Annotated in this window: 19 protein-coding genes; 12 read left to right on the forward strand and 7 right to left on the reverse strand. The window is 71.4% G+C overall.

Translation table 11 applies throughout. The features are described from left to right. Positions 1-111: 111 nt before the first annotated feature. The 4 genes from BJY18_RS09645 to BJY18_RS09660 all read right to left on the reverse strand — a co-directional run bounded on the left by BJY18_RS09645 (position 112) and on the right by BJY18_RS09660 (position 2791). Positions 112-882: an SDR family oxidoreductase gene (locus tag BJY18_RS09645; protein ID WP_184779568.1), complete on the reverse strand. Its 771-nt coding sequence runs from the start codon at positions 880-882 to the stop codon at positions 112-114. Continuing rightward, positions 879-1631, reverse strand: a complete 753-nt coding sequence (locus BJY18_RS09650; protein WP_184779570.1) for an SDR family oxidoreductase — start codon at positions 1629-1631, stop codon at positions 879-881. The genes BJY18_RS09645 and BJY18_RS09650 overlap by 4 nt, the downstream gene beginning before the upstream one ends. A 190-nt stretch (positions 1632-1821) precedes the next feature. Then, positions 1822-2250, reverse strand: a complete 429-nt coding sequence (locus BJY18_RS09655; RefSeq protein ID WP_184779572.1) for an SRPBCC family protein — start codon at positions 2248-2250, stop codon at positions 1822-1824. Between the two features lie 70 nt (positions 2251-2320). Continuing rightward, on the reverse strand, positions 2321-2791 hold the full coding sequence (locus BJY18_RS09660; RefSeq protein ID WP_184779574.1) for an MSMEG_6728 family protein: 471 nt from the start codon (positions 2789-2791) through the stop codon (positions 2321-2323). A gap of 215 nt (positions 2792-3006) precedes the next feature. Between BJY18_RS09660 and BJY18_RS09665 the strand changes: the two genes are divergently transcribed. The 9 genes from BJY18_RS09665 (at position 3007) to BJY18_RS09705 (ending at position 9656) form a co-directional block, all read left to right on the forward strand. Next, the gene (locus tag BJY18_RS09665) at positions 3007-3465 is read left to right on the forward strand and encodes a hypothetical protein (protein ID WP_184779576.1); all 459 of its coding nucleotides are present in this window, start codon (positions 3007-3009) and stop codon (positions 3463-3465) included. A 134-nt stretch (positions 3466-3599) separates the two neighbouring features. Further along, complete coding sequence (locus BJY18_RS09670; RefSeq protein WP_184779578.1) at positions 3600-4004, forward strand: type II toxin-antitoxin system VapC family toxin; 405 nt, start codon at positions 3600-3602, stop codon at positions 4002-4004. A gap of 126 nt (positions 4005-4130) precedes the next feature. Beyond that, on the forward strand, positions 4131-4394 hold the full coding sequence (locus BJY18_RS09675; RefSeq protein ID WP_184779580.1) for a DUF4235 domain-containing protein: 264 nt from the start codon (positions 4131-4133) through the stop codon (positions 4392-4394). A 65-nt stretch (positions 4395-4459) separates the two neighbouring features. Then, positions 4460-6001, forward strand: coding sequence for a PucR family transcriptional regulator (locus BJY18_RS09680; RefSeq protein WP_184779582.1), 1542 nt, complete (start codon positions 4460-4462; stop codon positions 5999-6001). Positions 6002-6115: 114 nt separating this feature from the next. After that, complete coding sequence (locus BJY18_RS09685) at positions 6116-7375, forward strand: NAD(P)/FAD-dependent oxidoreductase (protein WP_184779584.1); 1260 nt, start codon at positions 6116-6118, stop codon at positions 7373-7375. 7 nt (positions 7376-7382) lie between these two features. Further along, positions 7383-7556, forward strand: a complete 174-nt coding sequence (locus tag BJY18_RS09690; protein WP_184779586.1) for a hypothetical protein — start codon at positions 7383-7385, stop codon at positions 7554-7556. A 96-nt stretch (positions 7557-7652) separates the two neighbouring features. Continuing rightward, positions 7653-8111 carry a GreA/GreB family elongation factor gene (locus tag BJY18_RS09695; protein ID WP_184779587.1) on the forward strand — a complete coding sequence of 153 codons (459 nt, stop codon included), beginning with the start codon at positions 7653-7655 and terminating at the stop codon, positions 8109-8111. Positions 8112-8277: 166 nt separating this feature from the next. Beyond that, positions 8278-8838: a hemerythrin domain-containing protein gene (locus BJY18_RS09700; protein WP_184779589.1), complete on the forward strand. Its 561-nt coding sequence runs from the start codon at positions 8278-8280 to the stop codon at positions 8836-8838. A 5-nt stretch (positions 8839-8843) separates the two neighbouring features. Then, positions 8844-9656, forward strand: a complete 813-nt coding sequence (locus tag BJY18_RS09705; protein WP_184779591.1) for a family 1 encapsulin nanocompartment shell protein — start codon at positions 8844-8846, stop codon at positions 9654-9656. 15 nt (positions 9657-9671) lie between these two features. Here BJY18_RS09705 and BJY18_RS09710 read toward each other — a convergent pair whose 3' ends face one another. Continuing rightward, positions 9672-10109 carry a PPOX class F420-dependent oxidoreductase gene (locus BJY18_RS09710; protein ID WP_184779593.1) on the reverse strand — a complete coding sequence of 146 codons (438 nt, stop codon included), beginning with the start codon at positions 10107-10109 and terminating at the stop codon, positions 9672-9674. Between the two features lie 134 nt (positions 10110-10243). Here BJY18_RS09710 and BJY18_RS09715 point away from each other — a divergent pair, with 134 nt between their 5' ends. The 3 genes from BJY18_RS09715 to BJY18_RS09725 all read left to right on the forward strand — a co-directional run bounded on the left by BJY18_RS09715 (position 10244) and on the right by BJY18_RS09725 (position 13383). Continuing rightward, the gene (locus BJY18_RS09715; protein WP_312873801.1) at positions 10244-11341 is read left to right on the forward strand and encodes an NAD(P)-dependent malic enzyme; all 1098 of its coding nucleotides are present in this window, start codon (positions 10244-10246) and stop codon (positions 11339-11341) included. A 600-nt stretch (positions 11342-11941) separates the two neighbouring features. Then, a complete protein-coding gene (locus tag BJY18_RS09720) occupies positions 11942-12445 on the forward strand; it encodes a DUF4190 domain-containing protein (protein WP_184779597.1) in 504 nt (167 codons plus the stop codon). Between the two features lie 137 nt (positions 12446-12582). Continuing rightward, a complete protein-coding gene (locus BJY18_RS09725) occupies positions 12583-13383 on the forward strand; it encodes a class II aldolase/adducin family protein (protein ID WP_184779599.1) in 801 nt (266 codons plus the stop codon). Positions 13384-13426: 43 nt separating this feature from the next. Here the strand turns inward: BJY18_RS09725 and BJY18_RS09730 are convergent, their stop codons facing one another. Continuing rightward, complete coding sequence (locus tag BJY18_RS09730; RefSeq protein ID WP_184779601.1) at positions 13427-13771, reverse strand: hypothetical protein; 345 nt, start codon at positions 13769-13771, stop codon at positions 13427-13429. A gap of 96 nt (positions 13772-13867) precedes the next feature. Next, positions 13868-15031: an MFS transporter gene (locus BJY18_RS09735; RefSeq protein ID WP_184779603.1), complete on the reverse strand. Its 1164-nt coding sequence runs from the start codon at positions 15029-15031 to the stop codon at positions 13868-13870. Between the last annotated feature and the right edge of the window lie 99 nt (positions 15032-15130).

Here is a 15130-nt window from a genome sequence, read left to right on the forward strand (position 1 = left end):
CCGGTGCCGCAGCGCGAAGTATCGGCCGCCCCGTGAGACGGCCGCGACCGCAGCCCGTGGGGACCCGGTCGAGCGCCCTTCCACGGTTTGTCGGAACTCCGCCCGCGCGGGTCACGCCTCGGGCAGCTGCTCCATCTTGCGCTGCAGCTTGTTCATGCCACCGAGCCAGCGGTCGGGTTCGGTGGCACGCGCAGCGTAGTAGCCCGCCACCTCCGGATGCGGCAGGACCAGGAACCGGCCCTCGTCGATCGCGGTGAACAGCGCGTCGGCCACCTGCTCCGGTTCGATCGCCGAGGCCGCCATCAGCAGCTTGCCGCGTTCGCCGGTGCTCTCCAGCATCGCGGTCCGCACCCCCTGCGGGCAGATCGCCTGCACCGTGATGCCGCGGTGCCGGTAGGTCGCGGCCAGCCATTCGGCGAACGCCACCGCGCCGTGCTTGGTCACCGAATACGGCGCCGAGCCCAGGCTGGTGAGCAGGCCCGCGGCGGACGCGGTGACCACGAAGTGCCCCTCGCCGCGTTCGAGCCACGCCGGCAGCAGCGCCCGGGCCGCGCGGACGTGCCCCATCACGTTGACGTCCCAGGCATTCGCCCAGTCGTCCTCTGTGGACTGTTCGCCGCCGAACGGGGCGATGCCCGCGTTGGCACAGAACACGTCGATCTCGCCGAGGGTTTCGCGCGCGGCGGTCAGCAGTGCCGCCACGCCCGCCTCGCTCACCACGTCCCCGGCGAACGCCGTCCCGCCGATCTCGGCGGCCACCTCGGCGGCCCGGTCTTCGTCGAGGTCGGCGACCACGACCCGGGCGCCGTCGGCGGCGAACCGGCGGGCGATCGCGGCGCCGATGCCCCCACCGCCGCCGGTGATCACGACCCCGGCGCTCACAGGCCACCGCCGAGGGTGATGCCGCCGTCGAGGACGATGGTCTGCCCGGTGATCCAGCCGGACTCCCCGGACAGCAGGAAGGCGACCGCACCCGCGATGTCCTCGGGCACGCCGAGGCGCTTCATCGGGTACGCCGCCGAGACCTCCTCCTCGCGTCCCTCGTAGAGCGCGGTCGCGAACTGCGTCTTGACCACCGCCGGGGCCACCGCGTTGACCCGGATCTTCGGTCCGAGCTCGCCGGCGAGCTCCTGGGTGAGCCGGATCAGCGCGGCCTTGCTGACGCCGTACATGCCGATGCCGGGCGAGGTCCGCAGCCCGGCGATCGACGCGACGTTGACCACCGTCCCCCCGTGCTCGCCCATCCAGGCGTCGCGGGCATGGCGGACCCAGGCCAGCGGAGCCAGCACGTTCACCGCCATGATCTTCGCCGCGGCACCGGTGTCGACGTCGACGGTGGGCCCGTAGACCGGGTTGATGCCGGTGTTGTTGACGAGCATGTCGAGCCGCCCGAACCGGTCGATCGTCCTCGCGATCGCGTCGGCCCGGTGCTCGTCGTCGTCGGCCTTGCCGGGCACACCGAGCGCGTGCTCGTCCCCGCCCAGCCCGGCGACGGCCTCGGCCAGCGGCTCCGGTTTGCGGGCGGTGACGCACACCCGGGCCCCGCGCGCGACCAGCTCGGTGGCGATGGCGAGCCCGATCCCCCGGCTGGCCCCGGTCACCAGGGCAACGCGGTCCTCGAACGAGTTCACGACACAGGCCTCCTGTTCTGCCGCGCGGACGGGCGGCTAAGCGGGTGCTTAGCCCAGGTTAGCCGTGCGGTCCCGCCACTCAAGCCCCGGCCGTGCGACAGCGCCCGATGAAAGACGGAGAGCGATGGTTCGGCCACGTTTCGTGGTCACGCTGGCGCCGATCATCAGTCTCAGGGCGCCGGGAATCGGTTCAGGACCAGCCCTCCTGGTGTTCGGCCGCGGACAGGTCCGTTTCGGCTGCGGCGCGGTGCGCCAGTGCCGCGACGGCCTCCTCCAGACCGCGCTGGACCTCCTCGCCGCCGGCGCGTTCGGTGTGCAGCCGGATGGTGACCTCGCTGTCGTTCTCGCCGTGGTCGCGCACGCTCAGGTCGCCGTGGTAGTCGTCCTCGCCGGGCGCGCCCCAGCTCAGGGTCCGGGCCCCGCGGTCCACGTGCAGCCACGCCTCGCCGGCGACATGCCTGCCGTCGACGTCGGCTTCGACGTGCACCCGGTCGCCCTCGACGGGGCGCGCCTCGGTCAACGCGGGCAGGAACGCCGGCAGGTTGCCCGGTTTCGCGAGATAGCCGAAAAGCTGGTCCGCCGGCACATCGACCTGTGCGGTGTAGTCGTAGGACGGCATTGACGCACCTCTCTTCCGTCGCCTGGGGAAACTGCGGCGGGGTACCCGCCCGCGCCGGCGCCACACCTGCTCATCCATGGCCCGCGCGATCGGAGCGGGGCCAGACGTAGGGCAGCTCCGGTGACACGTCCGGGAACCAGTGCCGGTAGTGCGCGGCGTCCTTGCGGACGAGGGCGGCCTGGTGGCTGCGATGCACGTCCGCGTCGCCCAGCCAGGGCGGGAGTTCCCCGGCCGCTTCGAGTTCGGCCTGGCTGCGGGCTTCGGGAATGCCGGTGTCCGCCAGCTCGGTGACGATCTTGCCGGCGCAGCTGTCCGCGCCGCCTCGCGCGGACCAGGCGCGGCAGATGTCGAGCCCGTACCGGGCGAGCGCCTCCGGGTATCCACGCCACATCGCGACGGCCGGATGGTTCTGCCAGCCGTAGCCGGGCCGGGTCAGCGCCCGCACCACCTGCAGGGCCTCCACCCGTTGCTTGCCCAGCCGGCGGCGGTCGAGCACCTCGGCGCTGGCCGCGAAATCGGGGTAGGGCAAGAACGTTTGCATCGGTGCACGCCTCCGGAGCCGCAGATCGCGGGCAAGCTGCTTTCAGGGTGCGCCGCCCGCGCCGGTGGTGCAACGCCGGCCGTGACGACCTGCCCGCGGCGGCGGCGGGTTTAGCGGACGGTCACCGGGGTAGCGCCTCGGGTGCCGCGCTGCGGCGAATCCCGTTCCCCGCGCCGAGATCCGGCAGTGGCACGCTCGCAGGAAAGGACCCCGTGATGCCCGGTTCCGCTCAGCCCGACCCGGCGACCGTGGCCGCGGCCGGCAAGGTGACCGAAGCCCTGGAAACCGTCGAACGCGCCCGCGGTCACCTCTATGCTTTCCACCAGCTGACCGGATACGCCGACCTCACCCTCGACGACGCGGTCGAGCTGCTGCGCAAGGCCGGGCACGACGAGTGGGCCGACCGGGTCGCCACCGAGCTGATCGGGATCAACGTGGTGCAGGACCGCTGGACCTACCAGGTCGTCGAGGAGTACGACGACGGCTACTACCGGACCTTCACCACGGTCGAGAACGAGGTACGGGCAGCACTCACCGGCGGCCGCCGGCACCTGGTCGAAGAGAACGAAAAACGCCGCCGCCGCACCCCAGGCCGTCCCGGTCACGAACAGGGAGCGCCGACCACCGCACCGTCCGGGGAAGCGGATTCACGGTACATGCCCGAGGCGCAGTAGCGACCCGAACGGGGGACGAGCGGACTGTCCATTCCGGACTCTCGTAGCGTCGTTCGCGCGGACCGGCGTGCCAAGCTGACCTTCCGATTCCGGAAAGCACCATGGCGCGCATCGATCCGGCTACGCTCGAGTCCATGGCTCGCTATGTGATCGACGCCCCGACCTTGCTCCACCTCGTGGATACCGGGGTTCTTGTCGATCCGAGGCACAGGCTGGTCGCACCGAACTCGATCCGCTCGGAGGCGCTGGATCTCCTGCTGCACGAGGTCAGTGCAGGCAAACGCACCGAAGCAGCAGCCATGGAAGCACACGAGCGGATGACCGAGACGAAGATGCGGCTTCTCGGTGACCGGGTGTCGCGTCGCACCGCGTGGCGGATCGCCCGCCAGCACGGCTGGGACACGCTCAGAGATGCCGAGTACATCGCTGTCGCCCAGTTGCAGGCAGATGCTCTGGTCACAGTGGACGCACGTCTCGCGGCCATGGCTCGCGGCACCGTGACGGTCGCTGCTGTCGACGACCTGCTCGCTTCTGAATAACCGCCGCCCACGAAAGCCTCCTCATCGCCGCGCACACCGGAGTCACCCCGTGGATCGGCACCGGCGGGCTGGTGTGACCGGGGCTCGGGCGGGTACCCGCCTGGTTTCGAGGCGGAAGAGGAAGGTATGGGCAAGATTCTCTACAAGCCGCTGAGCTTCGTGGTCAGCGCGCTGGGTGGCATTCTCGCCGGGCAGGTGTTCAAGCAGGTCTGGAAACGCACGTCCGGCGAGGAAGACGCGCCGAACGCGACCGACCGGGACTACTCGTGGACGCAGGTCGTCATCGCCGCGGCCGTGCAGGGCGCCATTTTCGGCGCGGTGAAGGCGGCGACCGACCGGGCCGGAGCCGTCGGCTACCGCAGGGCGACCGGGAACTGGCCGGACGACTGAGACCCGGCCGGGTGCCGGGGCGGGCGGCCACCCCGTGACCCCCGCCGCTCCGGTATGAACAGGACATGGTCACGCTCGATCGGCTCGTCAACGTCCTCAGTGGATACGGGGTGCGGCTGTGCTGCTGCCCGGTCACGCGCGAGGTCGCGTTGCGCGATGTGGTGATGAATGATCCCGGCGCCCCGCAAGGGCTTCGCGGCGACGTCTATCTCGCGGTGGGCGTCGGTTCGGTGCTCGAGGCGGTGGATCAGGCGGTCGCCGCGCGGGCGTCCGTCGTGCTGGCGCGGGGCTCCGTGCCGCCGGGGCCGGAAGCGGTCGCGCGGGCGGAGGAGGGTCGCGTCGCGGTGCTGCTCGTCGATCCGGAAGTGTCGTGGGGGCAGCTCGCCGGCGTGGTCTACGGCATCGTGCTCGAAGGGCGCGAGACGGAGTCCGGGCGTGGGCCGACCGACCTGTTCGCCCTGGCCGACAGCCTCGCCGACGCGCTCGGCAGCGCAGTGACGATCGAGGACCGGCTGTCGCGCGTGCTGGCGTATTCCAGCAAGCAGCAGGGCGCCGACCGGGTGAGGCTCGAAACGATTCTGGGCAGGCGCGTACCGGACGCGGTTCGCGAGCTGTTCGAGCGCCGCGGCGTGTTCACGCATCTGGCCGCGTCGGACGAGCCGCTGTTCGTCGAGGCCGCATCCGACCACGGGCTCAGTGGCCGCATGGTGGTCGCGGTGCGCGCCGGACGGGAGACACTCGGGTCGATCTGGGTGGAATGCGAACAGCCGCTGCCCGAGGTCCTGCGCACGGTGCTGCGGGACAGTTCGCGCACGGTCGGCCTGCACCTGCTGCGTTCGCGGGCGAGTGCCGACCTCGAACGGCAGGTCGAGTCCGACCTGGTGATCCGGCTGCTGGAGGGCACCCCGGACGCGGCGGCCGTGCTCAGCAGGCTCGGCCTGCCGCCGGGCCGGTTCCGGGTGATCGCACTCCAGGCGCACATCGCCGCGGAACGGCACGCGGCGCTGCTGCTCGCGTTCGAGCGCGCCACCACCGGGTTCGGCTGGTCCCGGCCCGGCCGCAGCACGCTGTTCAGCAACACCGTCTACACCATCCTGCCCGGTGACGACGTCACGGCGGCCCGCGCGTGGATCGACGGCATCCGGGACGCGCTGCCCGGCAAGGTGACGGTCGCGGCGGGCATCGGGGCGCCCTCGTCCACCCCGGAACTGCCCGCGAGCAGGCGTGAATCCGACGAATGCCTGGCGCTGCACGACGCGCGTCCGGAAACCGGCGACGCCACCGTCGTCTACGACGAGTCCTGGGACGACATCCTGGTCCTCCGGCTGCGCGCGGCAGCGGCGGCGGGCCGGTTCCCCGCGCGCGGGCCGATCGCCGACCTGGCCCGGCACGACGCGGCCAACTCCACCAGCTACGTCGCGACCCTGCGCGCGTGGCTCGAGACCCAGGGCGAGCTCACCCAGGCCGCGGAACGGCTCGGCGTGCACCCCAACACCATCCGCTACCGGCTCCGGAAGATGGCCGAGGTCACGCCGCTGCGGCTCGATCTGCCCGAGAAACGGCTGGCGATGATCATCGAACTCGCCGTCGCCGGTCCCCGCGATTGACCGGTTCGGACAACCTGACCCGCATCGGTTGGCCGAACCGGACAACGACCGCCCGCCGGATCCGGGTCATCCTGGCCGCGTCAGCACCACGCACGGCGAGGAAGAGGAAGGCAGATGGGCGAGGACCGGATGGACGGCGGACCGCGTTCGGCGATCGTGGTCGGCGCCGGCATCGTCGGGCTGTCGACGGCCTGGTTCCTGCAGGAACGAGGCGTACGGGTGACCGTGGTCGACCGCGAAGGCATCGCGGCGGGCTCGTCGTGGGGCAATGCCGGCTGGCTTTCGCCCGGTCTCGCGATTCCGCTCAACGAGCCGGCGGTCCTGCGCTACGGCCTGCGGACGCTGCTCGACCGCGACGCGCCCCTGCACGTCCCCGCGACCCCCGATCCCCGGCTGTGGTCGTTCCTGTCGCGGTTCGCCGCCCACTGCACCACCCGCTCGTGGACCCGGGCGGTGCGGGCGAACCTGCCGTTGAACCAGGAATGCCTGGAAGCCTTCGAAGTCCTCACCGCCAACGGGGTCGACGCGCCGACCATCGACGCACCCATCACCGCGATGTTCGAGAACTCCGCGCAGGCGGGTGCGCTCGTGGCCGAACTGCGCCGGCTGGCCGACGCGGGCCAGGAGGTCTCCTGGACTCCGCTGACCGGCGCCGACCTGCGTGCGCAGGTCCCGCAGGCCACCGACCGGATCACCGCGGGCATCCGGCTCGACGGGCAGCGGTATGTCGACCCCGGCCGGTTCGTCGAGTCGCTGGCCCGCGCGGTGGTCAGCCGGGGCGGCACGATCCGGCACCGCTTCGAGGTCGCCGCGATACGCCGGCACCAGCACGCCTACACCGTGCAGTCGGCGAGCGGCCGGACGCTCAGCGCCAACGCCGTCGTGCTCGCGACCGGTGCGTGGCTGGGCGAACTGGCCCGCAAGTGGGGAGTACGGGTGCCGGTGCGCGCCGGACGCGGATACTCCTTCACCGTGCCGACCGAGCATCCGGTGCGCGGCCCGGTGTACCTGCCGGGCATCCGGGTGGCCTGCACGCCGTACCAGGGCAACCTGCGGGTGGCCGGGACGATGGAGTTCCGCAGGCCCGGCGACCCGCTGTACCAGGAGCGGGTGGACGCGATCATCGCCTCGGCGCGGCCGCTGCTCAGCGGCGTGCACTGGGAGCGGCGCACCGGCACCTGGGTGGGCTCCCGCCCGGTCAGCGCCGACGGACGGCCGGTGATCGGCGAGACGGCCGCACCCGGGATGTACGTCGCGGGCGGGCACGGCATGTGGGGTTTCACGCACGGCGCGGTCACCGGACGCCTGCTCGCCGAGCAGATCACCACCGGCAAGCAACCGGAGTCCCTGCGGCCGTTCGACCCGGCGCGGTGACGCGGCCGTGTCCGCCGAACCCGCCGGTCCGCGACCGCTGAGCGGCAACGAACACGCCGAGCTGGCCTGGCTCCGCGCGGAGAACGCCCTGCTGCGCGTCGAACGGGAAATCCTCGTGAAGGCCGCGAGCGGTTTCGCCGCCGACGCGGGCGTCCTCGCGCACCTTCCCGAGTCCCGCTGACGTCCGCGGGGCTTCCCGAGTCCGTGGGGGCCGGCTCCTCCCCTGCCGCCCCGGCCCCCACGGACGACCACCCCTCACCCGAAAGGCCCACCCGTCATGACGACGACTCCTTCGCGTCCCTGGTTGACGCCCGACGCGCACGCCCGCCTCGCCGCGGAACTGGCCGCCCTGCAGCAGACGCCGGGTCCCGACGGCGACTCCGGCGAACCGGACCGCCTCGTGCACGACCAGCACCGGCGAGCACGCATCCGCGAGCTGCAGAGCCTGCTGCGCGACGCCGTCGTCGGCCAGGCCCCGCCCGACGACGGCGTCGCCGAACCCGGCATGGTCCTCACGGTCCGCTACGACGACGGCGCGACCGAGACCTTCCTGCTCGGCACCCGCGACGACAACAGCCCGGACGGCCTCGACGTCTACTCGCCGGACTCCCCGCTCGGGCACGCCCTGTCCGGCGCGAAACCGGGAGAGCACCGCGAGTACCAGGTCCCCAGCGGCGCCCTCGTGCGGGTGACCCTGACCGGCGCGCATCCCTACGGGTACCACCGGCGCAGTTGACGGATCGGCCTGGCGTTGCCCAGTCCCGAGGACGGTAGCCGCGAACGGCTGTGACAAATCCCGGCGTCGCGGACAAACCGCAGACCGGATACCCGTTCCTGGCCGGGACAACCGCCTGGGCGGCCCAGCGAGCGGAACGCCGGCAGGCGGCCTAGCGTCGGGGGTCATGACCGACATCACCAGCCTGATCCTCGACGACCACGACCGGTTCCGCCGGGCGTTCGCCGAGCTGGACGACCTCGCCTCGCCGGACGAGCTGGCGCAGGCGTGGGAGCCGCTCGCGGCGTTGCTGGATCTGCACGCGGCGGCCGAAGAGGCGGTCTTCTACCCCGAACTGATCCAGCGTGGCACCGACGCCGAGGACGAGACCCTCGACGCGGTCGGCGACCACAACGACATCCGCGACGCGGTCGCCGAGGCGCGGCGGCATCCGGCGGGAAGTCCGCCGTGGCACGCCGCGGTGCGCCAGGCGCGTACCGCCAACAGCGAGCACATGGCCGAGGAGGAGGACGACGCGCTCGCCGACTTCCGCAGGCACGCCGACCCGGGGCTGCGTGAGGAACTCGGCCGCAAGTTCCTCGCGTTCAAGGCCGAGCACGAGGACGGGCGGGGCATCGACACCGGCGACGTCGATCCGGAACGCTACGTCGCCGAACACGAGCAGCAGACCGGCAAGGACACCCCGGAAGACGTCTCGCTGGGCATCGGCGGGCTGAAGGAGCAGTGAACACGATGAACCACCTCATGCGTGAACTGGCGCCCATCCCGGCCGAGGGCTGGCGCCAGATCGACGACGAAGCGCGGGAACGGCTGGCCACCCACCTCGCGGCGCGCAAGATGGTCGACGTCGAAGGACCGCACGGCTGGACGTATTCGGCCACCTCGCTGGGCCGCACCCAGCGCATCGAGGCTCCGCAAACCGGTACACAGCGCGAGACCGCCGTCCGGCGGCGCCGGGTTCTTCCCCTGGTCGAGGTGCGTGTGCCCTTCACCGTCGACCGCGCCGAACTGGAGAACGCCGAGCGCGGCGCGGACGACCTCGAACTCGACGACCTGGACCAGGCGGCCGCGCAGGTGGGCCTCATCGAGAACCGGGCGGTGTTCCACGGCTGGCCGGCGGCCGAGATCGGCGGAATCGTCGACGCCAGCCCGTATGACCACCTGAGCCTGGGCACCGACCCCGAGCGGTACCCGCACCTCGTGGCGAACGCGGTGAACACGTTGCGCTGCAACGGAATCGGCGGACCGTATGCGCTGGCGATCAACCCGGACGGGTACACCGCCATCGTGGAGAGCACCGAACACGGCGGCCTGCTCGTGCTGGACCACCTCCGCCGCGCGCTCGGCGGCGGCCGGGTCAAACGCACCCCGGGCATCGCCGGCGCGGTGGTGCTCAGCCTCGCCGGCGGCGACTTCGTCGTGGAACTCGGCCAGGACCTCTCGGTCGGCTACAGCCACCACGACGCCGAGACGCTCACCCTCTACCTGGAGGAGAGCTTCAGCTTCCGGGTGACCGAACCGGACGCGGCGATCGTGCTGGACTGACCGGGCCGGACCGGCTCAGTCGGCGACGCCCTTGCTCTGGTCGATGTAGGTCTGGCGTTCGGGCACGATCCGGAGGATCACCCGTTCGGACTTGATCTGCGCGGGCGGGTAGTCGTCGCCGGTGTACTTGCGGGCGAGCTCGTCCACCTGGTGGCGGGCTCGGTCGCCGCGTTCGGTGCTGCTGACCCGGCCGCGTACCTCGGCGTAGCGGTAGGGGTCCTCCTCGTCCCGGATGAGCACGGTGATGCGCGGATCGCGTTCGACGTTGAGGTACTTCGCCCGGTGTGTCTCGGTGTTGAGCACCAGCTGCCCGGCCTCGCTGTGCACCCAGATCATCTGGGTCTGCAACCGGCCGCTGGGCAGCACCGTGGTCACCGCGGCGAAGTTCTTCCCGTTCGCCAGCTGCTCGGTCTCGGGCATCAACGTCGGTCCATCTGCGGTTCGTGCGGGCACGGCGGCTCCTCTCTCGCGGTTTTCCCCGGGTCTACCCCCTCGACGGCGCCTGACACCCCGGTAGGGGGTGACGGTTCCGGCGAAGCCGGGCCGGGTAACCGGGCGATATGACTCGAAGTTGCGGAAAGGTGCAGGTGACCCCCCGGGTGCGGCTCGAGGACGCCGACGATCTCGCCGAGCACTACACCCCCGGAGTCGCCGAGGTGGCCAAGCGCGTTGCCGAGGACCCGTCGGTGCTCGCGCGGGAGACCGTGAAGGCCAATTCCGTCGCCATCGTGTCCGACGGTTCGGCGCTGCTGGGGCTGGGTGATCAGGGTCCGGCCGCGGCCCTGCCGGTGATGGAAGGCAAGGCGGCGCTGCTCAAGCGTTTCGCCGACGTCGATGCCTGGCCGATCTGCCCGGTCAGCCGGGAACCGGACGATCTGGTGCGCACGGTCAAGGATCTGGCGACGTCGTTCGGCGCGATCAATCTCGAGGACATCGCCGCGCCCCGGTGCTTCACCGTGGAGCGCCGGCTGCACGACGAGCTCGAGGTGCCGGTCTTCCACGACGACCAGCACGGGACGGCGGTCGCCGTGCTGGGCGCGCTGCGCAACGCGCTCGAGCTGACCGATCGTGAGCCCGCGGACACTTCGGTGGTGATTTCCGGTGCGGGAGCGGCGGGTGCCGCGATCACCCGGCTCCTGCTGAGCGCGGACTTCCGCGCCGAAGCGATCACGGTCTGCGACAGCGAAGGCATCCTGCACGGCGGCCGGGACCTGACCGGCGAGAAGCACTGGCTGGCCGAGCACACCAACCGGAACGGCGCCAAGGGCAGCCTCCAGGACGCGGTACGCGACGCGGACGTCTTCATCGGGGTGAGCGCCGGCGGACTGCTCGGCGGCGGCGACATCAAGCGGATGGCCGAGCGGGCGATCGTGTTCGCACTGGCCAATCCGGACCCCGAGGTCGCCCCGGAAGCGGCGGGTGAACACGCGGAGATCGTCGCGACCGGCCGCAGCGATCTGCCCAACCAGATCAACAACGTGCTCGTGTTCCCCGGCATGTTCCGCGGGCTGCTCGACTCCGCTGCCACGCGCGTCACCACCCGCATGCTGCTGTCCGCCGCCCACGCCTTGGCCGACACAGTGGGCGACGACCTCGATCGGCAGCACATCGTCCCCAGCGTCTTCGACGAAAGCCTGGTACCGGCGATCGCGGAAGGGATCCAGCGCGCAGCCGAAGACGACTGAGCCGACTGAGCCCGCTGAGACGGCTCCCTGAGCCGTCCGCGCAGGTCGATCCGGCACGAGCCAACCCACCCTCCACAATGGACGAGCTGGGCACAACGCCGGCCGGTCCGCCCACATCCTGGGCACGCGTGCTTTCGGGCGGGAAATCGGGATAGCTGGGGGAAACGGATCGAGCGCGGGTGGGTGTGTGAGTTCTCCCGGTACCGGCAGGGCCCTGCACGTCGCGGTGGAGATCGCGGTGGTGGCGCGCATCCGGACGCGGCGCGGTTTCCCGGGCGGGCGCCCGCAGCCCAGGTGGACCCGCGGGCGCTGGCCGACGTCGTGGCCGGGGCCGAGTGTGCCGGGGTCACGCTCGTGACGTTCGACGACGCGCCGGTGCCGCCCCGCGGCGGCTTCCGGCTCGAGATCGCCCGGCGCTGCGGCGCGCGATTCCCGGCCCGCCTTGGCCGCCCGCGCACTGACCAGGCCGGAACACCCGGCGTCACTCTCCGCGTTCCCCGGCCACCTCGGCGTTTCACCCGGTAACGATCGGGCAATCCACCCGATAAGGTGCGCGCCGGGTCGGACGGGTCCGGTCTCCCCAGTGGGAAGGTGACACCCATGAGCACGCCAGACGATCGTGAGCAGCCTCAGCGACCCGAGCACCCCGGCCAGGGTGGGCAGTATCCGCAGTACCCCGGCGGTTCGAGCGGTTCGTTCGTCGCTCCGCCGCCCGGCGCGGGCTATGGCCAGCCCACGGCGGCGCCCCGCAACGGTTTCGGCATCACCGCGCTGGTGCTGGGCATCCTGGCCCTGGTGTTCTGCTGGACCGTGATCGGCGGCATCGTCCTCGGTGTCATCGCCCTCGTTCTCGGCATTCTCGGCGTGAAACGGGCCAACCGCCGCGAAGCAACCAACAAGGGCGTCGCCGTGTCCGGCATCGTGACCGGCAGCATCGGCCTGGTGATCGGCGCACTGTTCGCGATCGTGTTCGGCTCGATCTTCGCGATCTTCGGCAACCAGATCGGCGACTTACAGGACTGCGTGCAGCAGGCGGGCGGCGACCAGGCCAAGGTGCAGCAGTGCCAGCAGCAGTTCAGCGACGACGTGCAGCAGCAGCGCTGACCGCACGCTCGCGCCGCTGAGCCGACCTCCTCGGTGTTACCTCTTAGGCAATCTGTATTGCCTAAGAGGTTGACACTGTGGACTGCCGCGTCGCATTCTGCTTCACGCGCAGCCCGAAAGCACGAGGAGGACCGACCATGACTCCCCCGCAGGCCGAAACCGCGGTACCGGACATCCCGCAGCTGGACATCCCCGAGCTCGCCGAGTCCGCGGGCTCGTTCGAGGAAGAGCGCGAGCGCCGCAAGCGCGAGCTGGCGATCACCTTCCGGTTGTTCGCGCGATACGGGTTCGACGAGGGCATCGCCGGGCACGTGACCGCCCGCGACCCGGAGTTCCCCGACCGGTTCTGGGTGAACCCCTACGCGGTCCACTTCTCCCGCATCACGGTCGACGATCTGCTGCAGATCGACGAAGAGGGCCACGTCGTCGAAGGAACGGCGCGGACCAACAAAGCGGCCTTCTGGATCCACTCCTCGATCCACCGCGCCCGTCCCGACGTCGTCGCGGTCGCGCACGCGCACACCATCCACGGCCGCGCCTTCTCCGCGCTGAGCAAACCACTCGCACCGATCGTCCAGGAATCCTGCGCCTTCCACGAGGACCACATCGTCTTCGACGAGTACAAAGGCCTCGTCCTGGAAAAGAGCGAGGGTGAACGGATCGCGCAGCGCCTCGGCGACAAGCGCGCGGCGATCCTGCGTCACCACGGCCTGCTGACCGTCGGACGTTCCGTGGCCGAGACCGCGTGGTGGTTCATCACCATGGACCGCGCCTGCCAGATGCAGCTGCTCGCCGACGCCGCCGGCACCCCTCGCGTGATGAGCGATGACGAGGTCCGGCTGGCGCACCGTCAGTTCAGCAACGCGAACATGGCCCGGCACAACTTCGGCCTGCTCGCCGACCTGGTCACCGACCAGGAACCCGACGTACTCGGCTGAGCACACGACATCCACGGTGCCGCGGTCGTCGAAACGGCACGCTTCAGGACAACGGCGGCCAGCTCGCTGCCCAGGGTGCGGCGGCCTCGAACGCCGCCGAGGCACGCAGCACCTCGGCATCGGCGAGGTGCCGGCCCGCGATCTGCGGTCCCACCGGCATTCCGTCGGCGGTGAACGGCGGCACCGCCAGCGTCGGCGTGATGAGCAGATCGTATTCGGCCATGAACTGCCACATCTCGTAGGATTCCAGCAGAGCGCGCATTCCGGCGAGATCGGTATCGGCCATCACCACCGTCCAGAACGTGTCGAACGGATCGACCCAGCCCGGATGCGCCTGCTCGACCGGGCAGCCGAGGTCGCGTTCGAAGACCGTGGCCGCCTTGGTCACGAATCTCCCGGACCAGCTGGCTCCGATGGCCTCGTTCCTGTCCAACGGGCACACCGAACTCCCGGTCCGCCTGGGACCGGACACCCGGGCGCCGCGCTAAGCGGGGCCGGCCGAACGCGCGGACACCGTCGTCACCGCGGCCAGTACGGCGACCGCAGCGGCGGCGATGACCAGGACGACGGAACCGGGAACGACGTGGTTCACCGCCGTGAACAGGTAGGGCACCGCGAAGCCCGCGTAGGCGAAGCAGTAGAAGACCGCGGTCGCGGTCGCGAGGTCGTCGGCCTCGGCGAGCGCTTCGATCCCGCTGAGACCGCCCACGAGCAGCATGCCGTATCCGGCGCCGAGCAGAATCGCGGTGGGGACCACGAGAATGACGAGCTGCACAGCGGCGGCGAGCGCGGCGAGCACCAGGCCGCCGACGACCACCACCAGTCCCACGGTCAGGACCGAGCCGGCGCGTTTCCGCTCCAGCACCCGCGCCAGCGGCTGGACCAGGACACCGGTGCCCAGGGTGAGCCCGGCGATGGCGCCGCCGGCCGCCACCGGCGCCCCCGGTACCGGCAGCAGTGCGGGCATGATCGCGAAGCTCGTGGTCGCCGCTCCGAAGATCAGCGGTGCGCTCGGCGCGATCCGCCACCGGAACTCCCGCGTCGCCAGCGCGCGCCGGAGTTCGCGGCGACGGACCGTGCCCGGCACGTCGCGTTCGCGCACGGTCTCCGGCACCCGCCACACCAGCACGCCGACGACGGCGGTGACAGCCACGTGCACGACGTAGGGCGTGACCGCCGGAGCAGGCAGCCACTGCGCGAGCACACCGGCCACGAGAGGTCCGCCGCCGAAGCCCGCGCTCAACGACATCGCGGCCCGGCGGGCACCCGCACCCGCGCCCGCCCCGGCGGAAAGTTCTTTGATCCACGCACTTCCCGGGCCGAACGCCGCGCCGGAGGCGATCCCCGCGGCCAGCCGCCCGGCGAACAGCAGCCCGATCGAATGCGCGCCGGAGAGCAGGATGACCGACGCGGCCGCCGAAAGCGCCAGCACGGGCAGCATCACGCGGCGGCGGCCCAGCCGGTCGGACACCGACGCCCCGGCGAACAGCGCGGGAACCAGGCCGACGACGTACGCGCCGAAGATCGCCGTCACGACCGCGGGCGAGAGGTGCTCCTGGTCCCGGTACACGATCAGCAGCGGAGAGAACTGGTTCGCGCCCCAGCCGACCACCAGTACGGCCGCGCCCGCTCGGAGCCACGGCCTCATGCTCGATCCCCGCAGGGGTCCGCGTGCCGTCTACCGCCTCGAAAAGGAGTCACTCCGCGGGATCGTATCCCCGTCGCCGCGTCCGCCGTCCGGACGGGG

The sequence above is a fragment of the Amycolatopsis jiangsuensis genome (assembly GCF_014204865.1).
Lineage (GTDB): Bacteria > Actinomycetota > Actinomycetes > Mycobacteriales > Pseudonocardiaceae > Amycolatopsis > Amycolatopsis jiangsuensis.

Excerpts from the sequence above, each read along its gene's own strand:
- BJY18_RS09655 (WP_184779572.1), bottom strand. The coding sequence starts at position 2,250 with ATGCCGTCCTACGACTACACCGCACAGGTCGATGTGCCGGCGGACCAG.
- BJY18_RS09660 (WP_184779574.1), bottom strand. The coding sequence starts at position 2,791 with ATGCAAACGTTCTTGCCCTACCCCGATTTCGCGGCCAGCGCCGAGGTG.
- BJY18_RS09665 (WP_184779576.1), top strand. The coding sequence starts at position 3,007 with ATGCCCGGTTCCGCTCAGCCCGACCCGGCGACCGTGGCCGCGGCCGGC.
- BJY18_RS09670 (WP_184779578.1), top strand. The coding sequence starts at position 3,600 with ATGGCTCGCTATGTGATCGACGCCCCGACCTTGCTCCACCTCGTGGAT.
- BJY18_RS09675 (WP_184779580.1), top strand. The coding sequence starts at position 4,131 with ATGGGCAAGATTCTCTACAAGCCGCTGAGCTTCGTGGTCAGCGCGCTG.
- BJY18_RS09680 (WP_184779582.1), top strand. The coding sequence starts at position 4,460 with ATGGTCACGCTCGATCGGCTCGTCAACGTCCTCAGTGGATACGGGGTG.
- BJY18_RS09685 (WP_184779584.1), top strand. The coding sequence starts at position 6,116 with ATGGGCGAGGACCGGATGGACGGCGGACCGCGTTCGGCGATCGTGGTC.
- BJY18_RS09695 (WP_184779587.1), top strand. The coding sequence starts at position 7,653 with ATGACGACGACTCCTTCGCGTCCCTGGTTGACGCCCGACGCGCACGCC.
- BJY18_RS09700 (WP_184779589.1), top strand. The coding sequence starts at position 8,278 with ATGACCGACATCACCAGCCTGATCCTCGACGACCACGACCGGTTCCGC.
- BJY18_RS09705 (WP_184779591.1), top strand. The coding sequence starts at position 8,844 with ATGAACCACCTCATGCGTGAACTGGCGCCCATCCCGGCCGAGGGCTGG.
- BJY18_RS09720 (WP_184779597.1), top strand. The coding sequence starts at position 11,942 with ATGAGCACGCCAGACGATCGTGAGCAGCCTCAGCGACCCGAGCACCCC.
- BJY18_RS09725 (WP_184779599.1), top strand. The coding sequence starts at position 12,583 with ATGACTCCCCCGCAGGCCGAAACCGCGGTACCGGACATCCCGCAGCTG.
- BJY18_RS09735 (WP_184779603.1), bottom strand. The coding sequence starts at position 15,031 with ATGAGGCCGTGGCTCCGAGCGGGCGCGGCCGTACTGGTGGTCGGCTGG.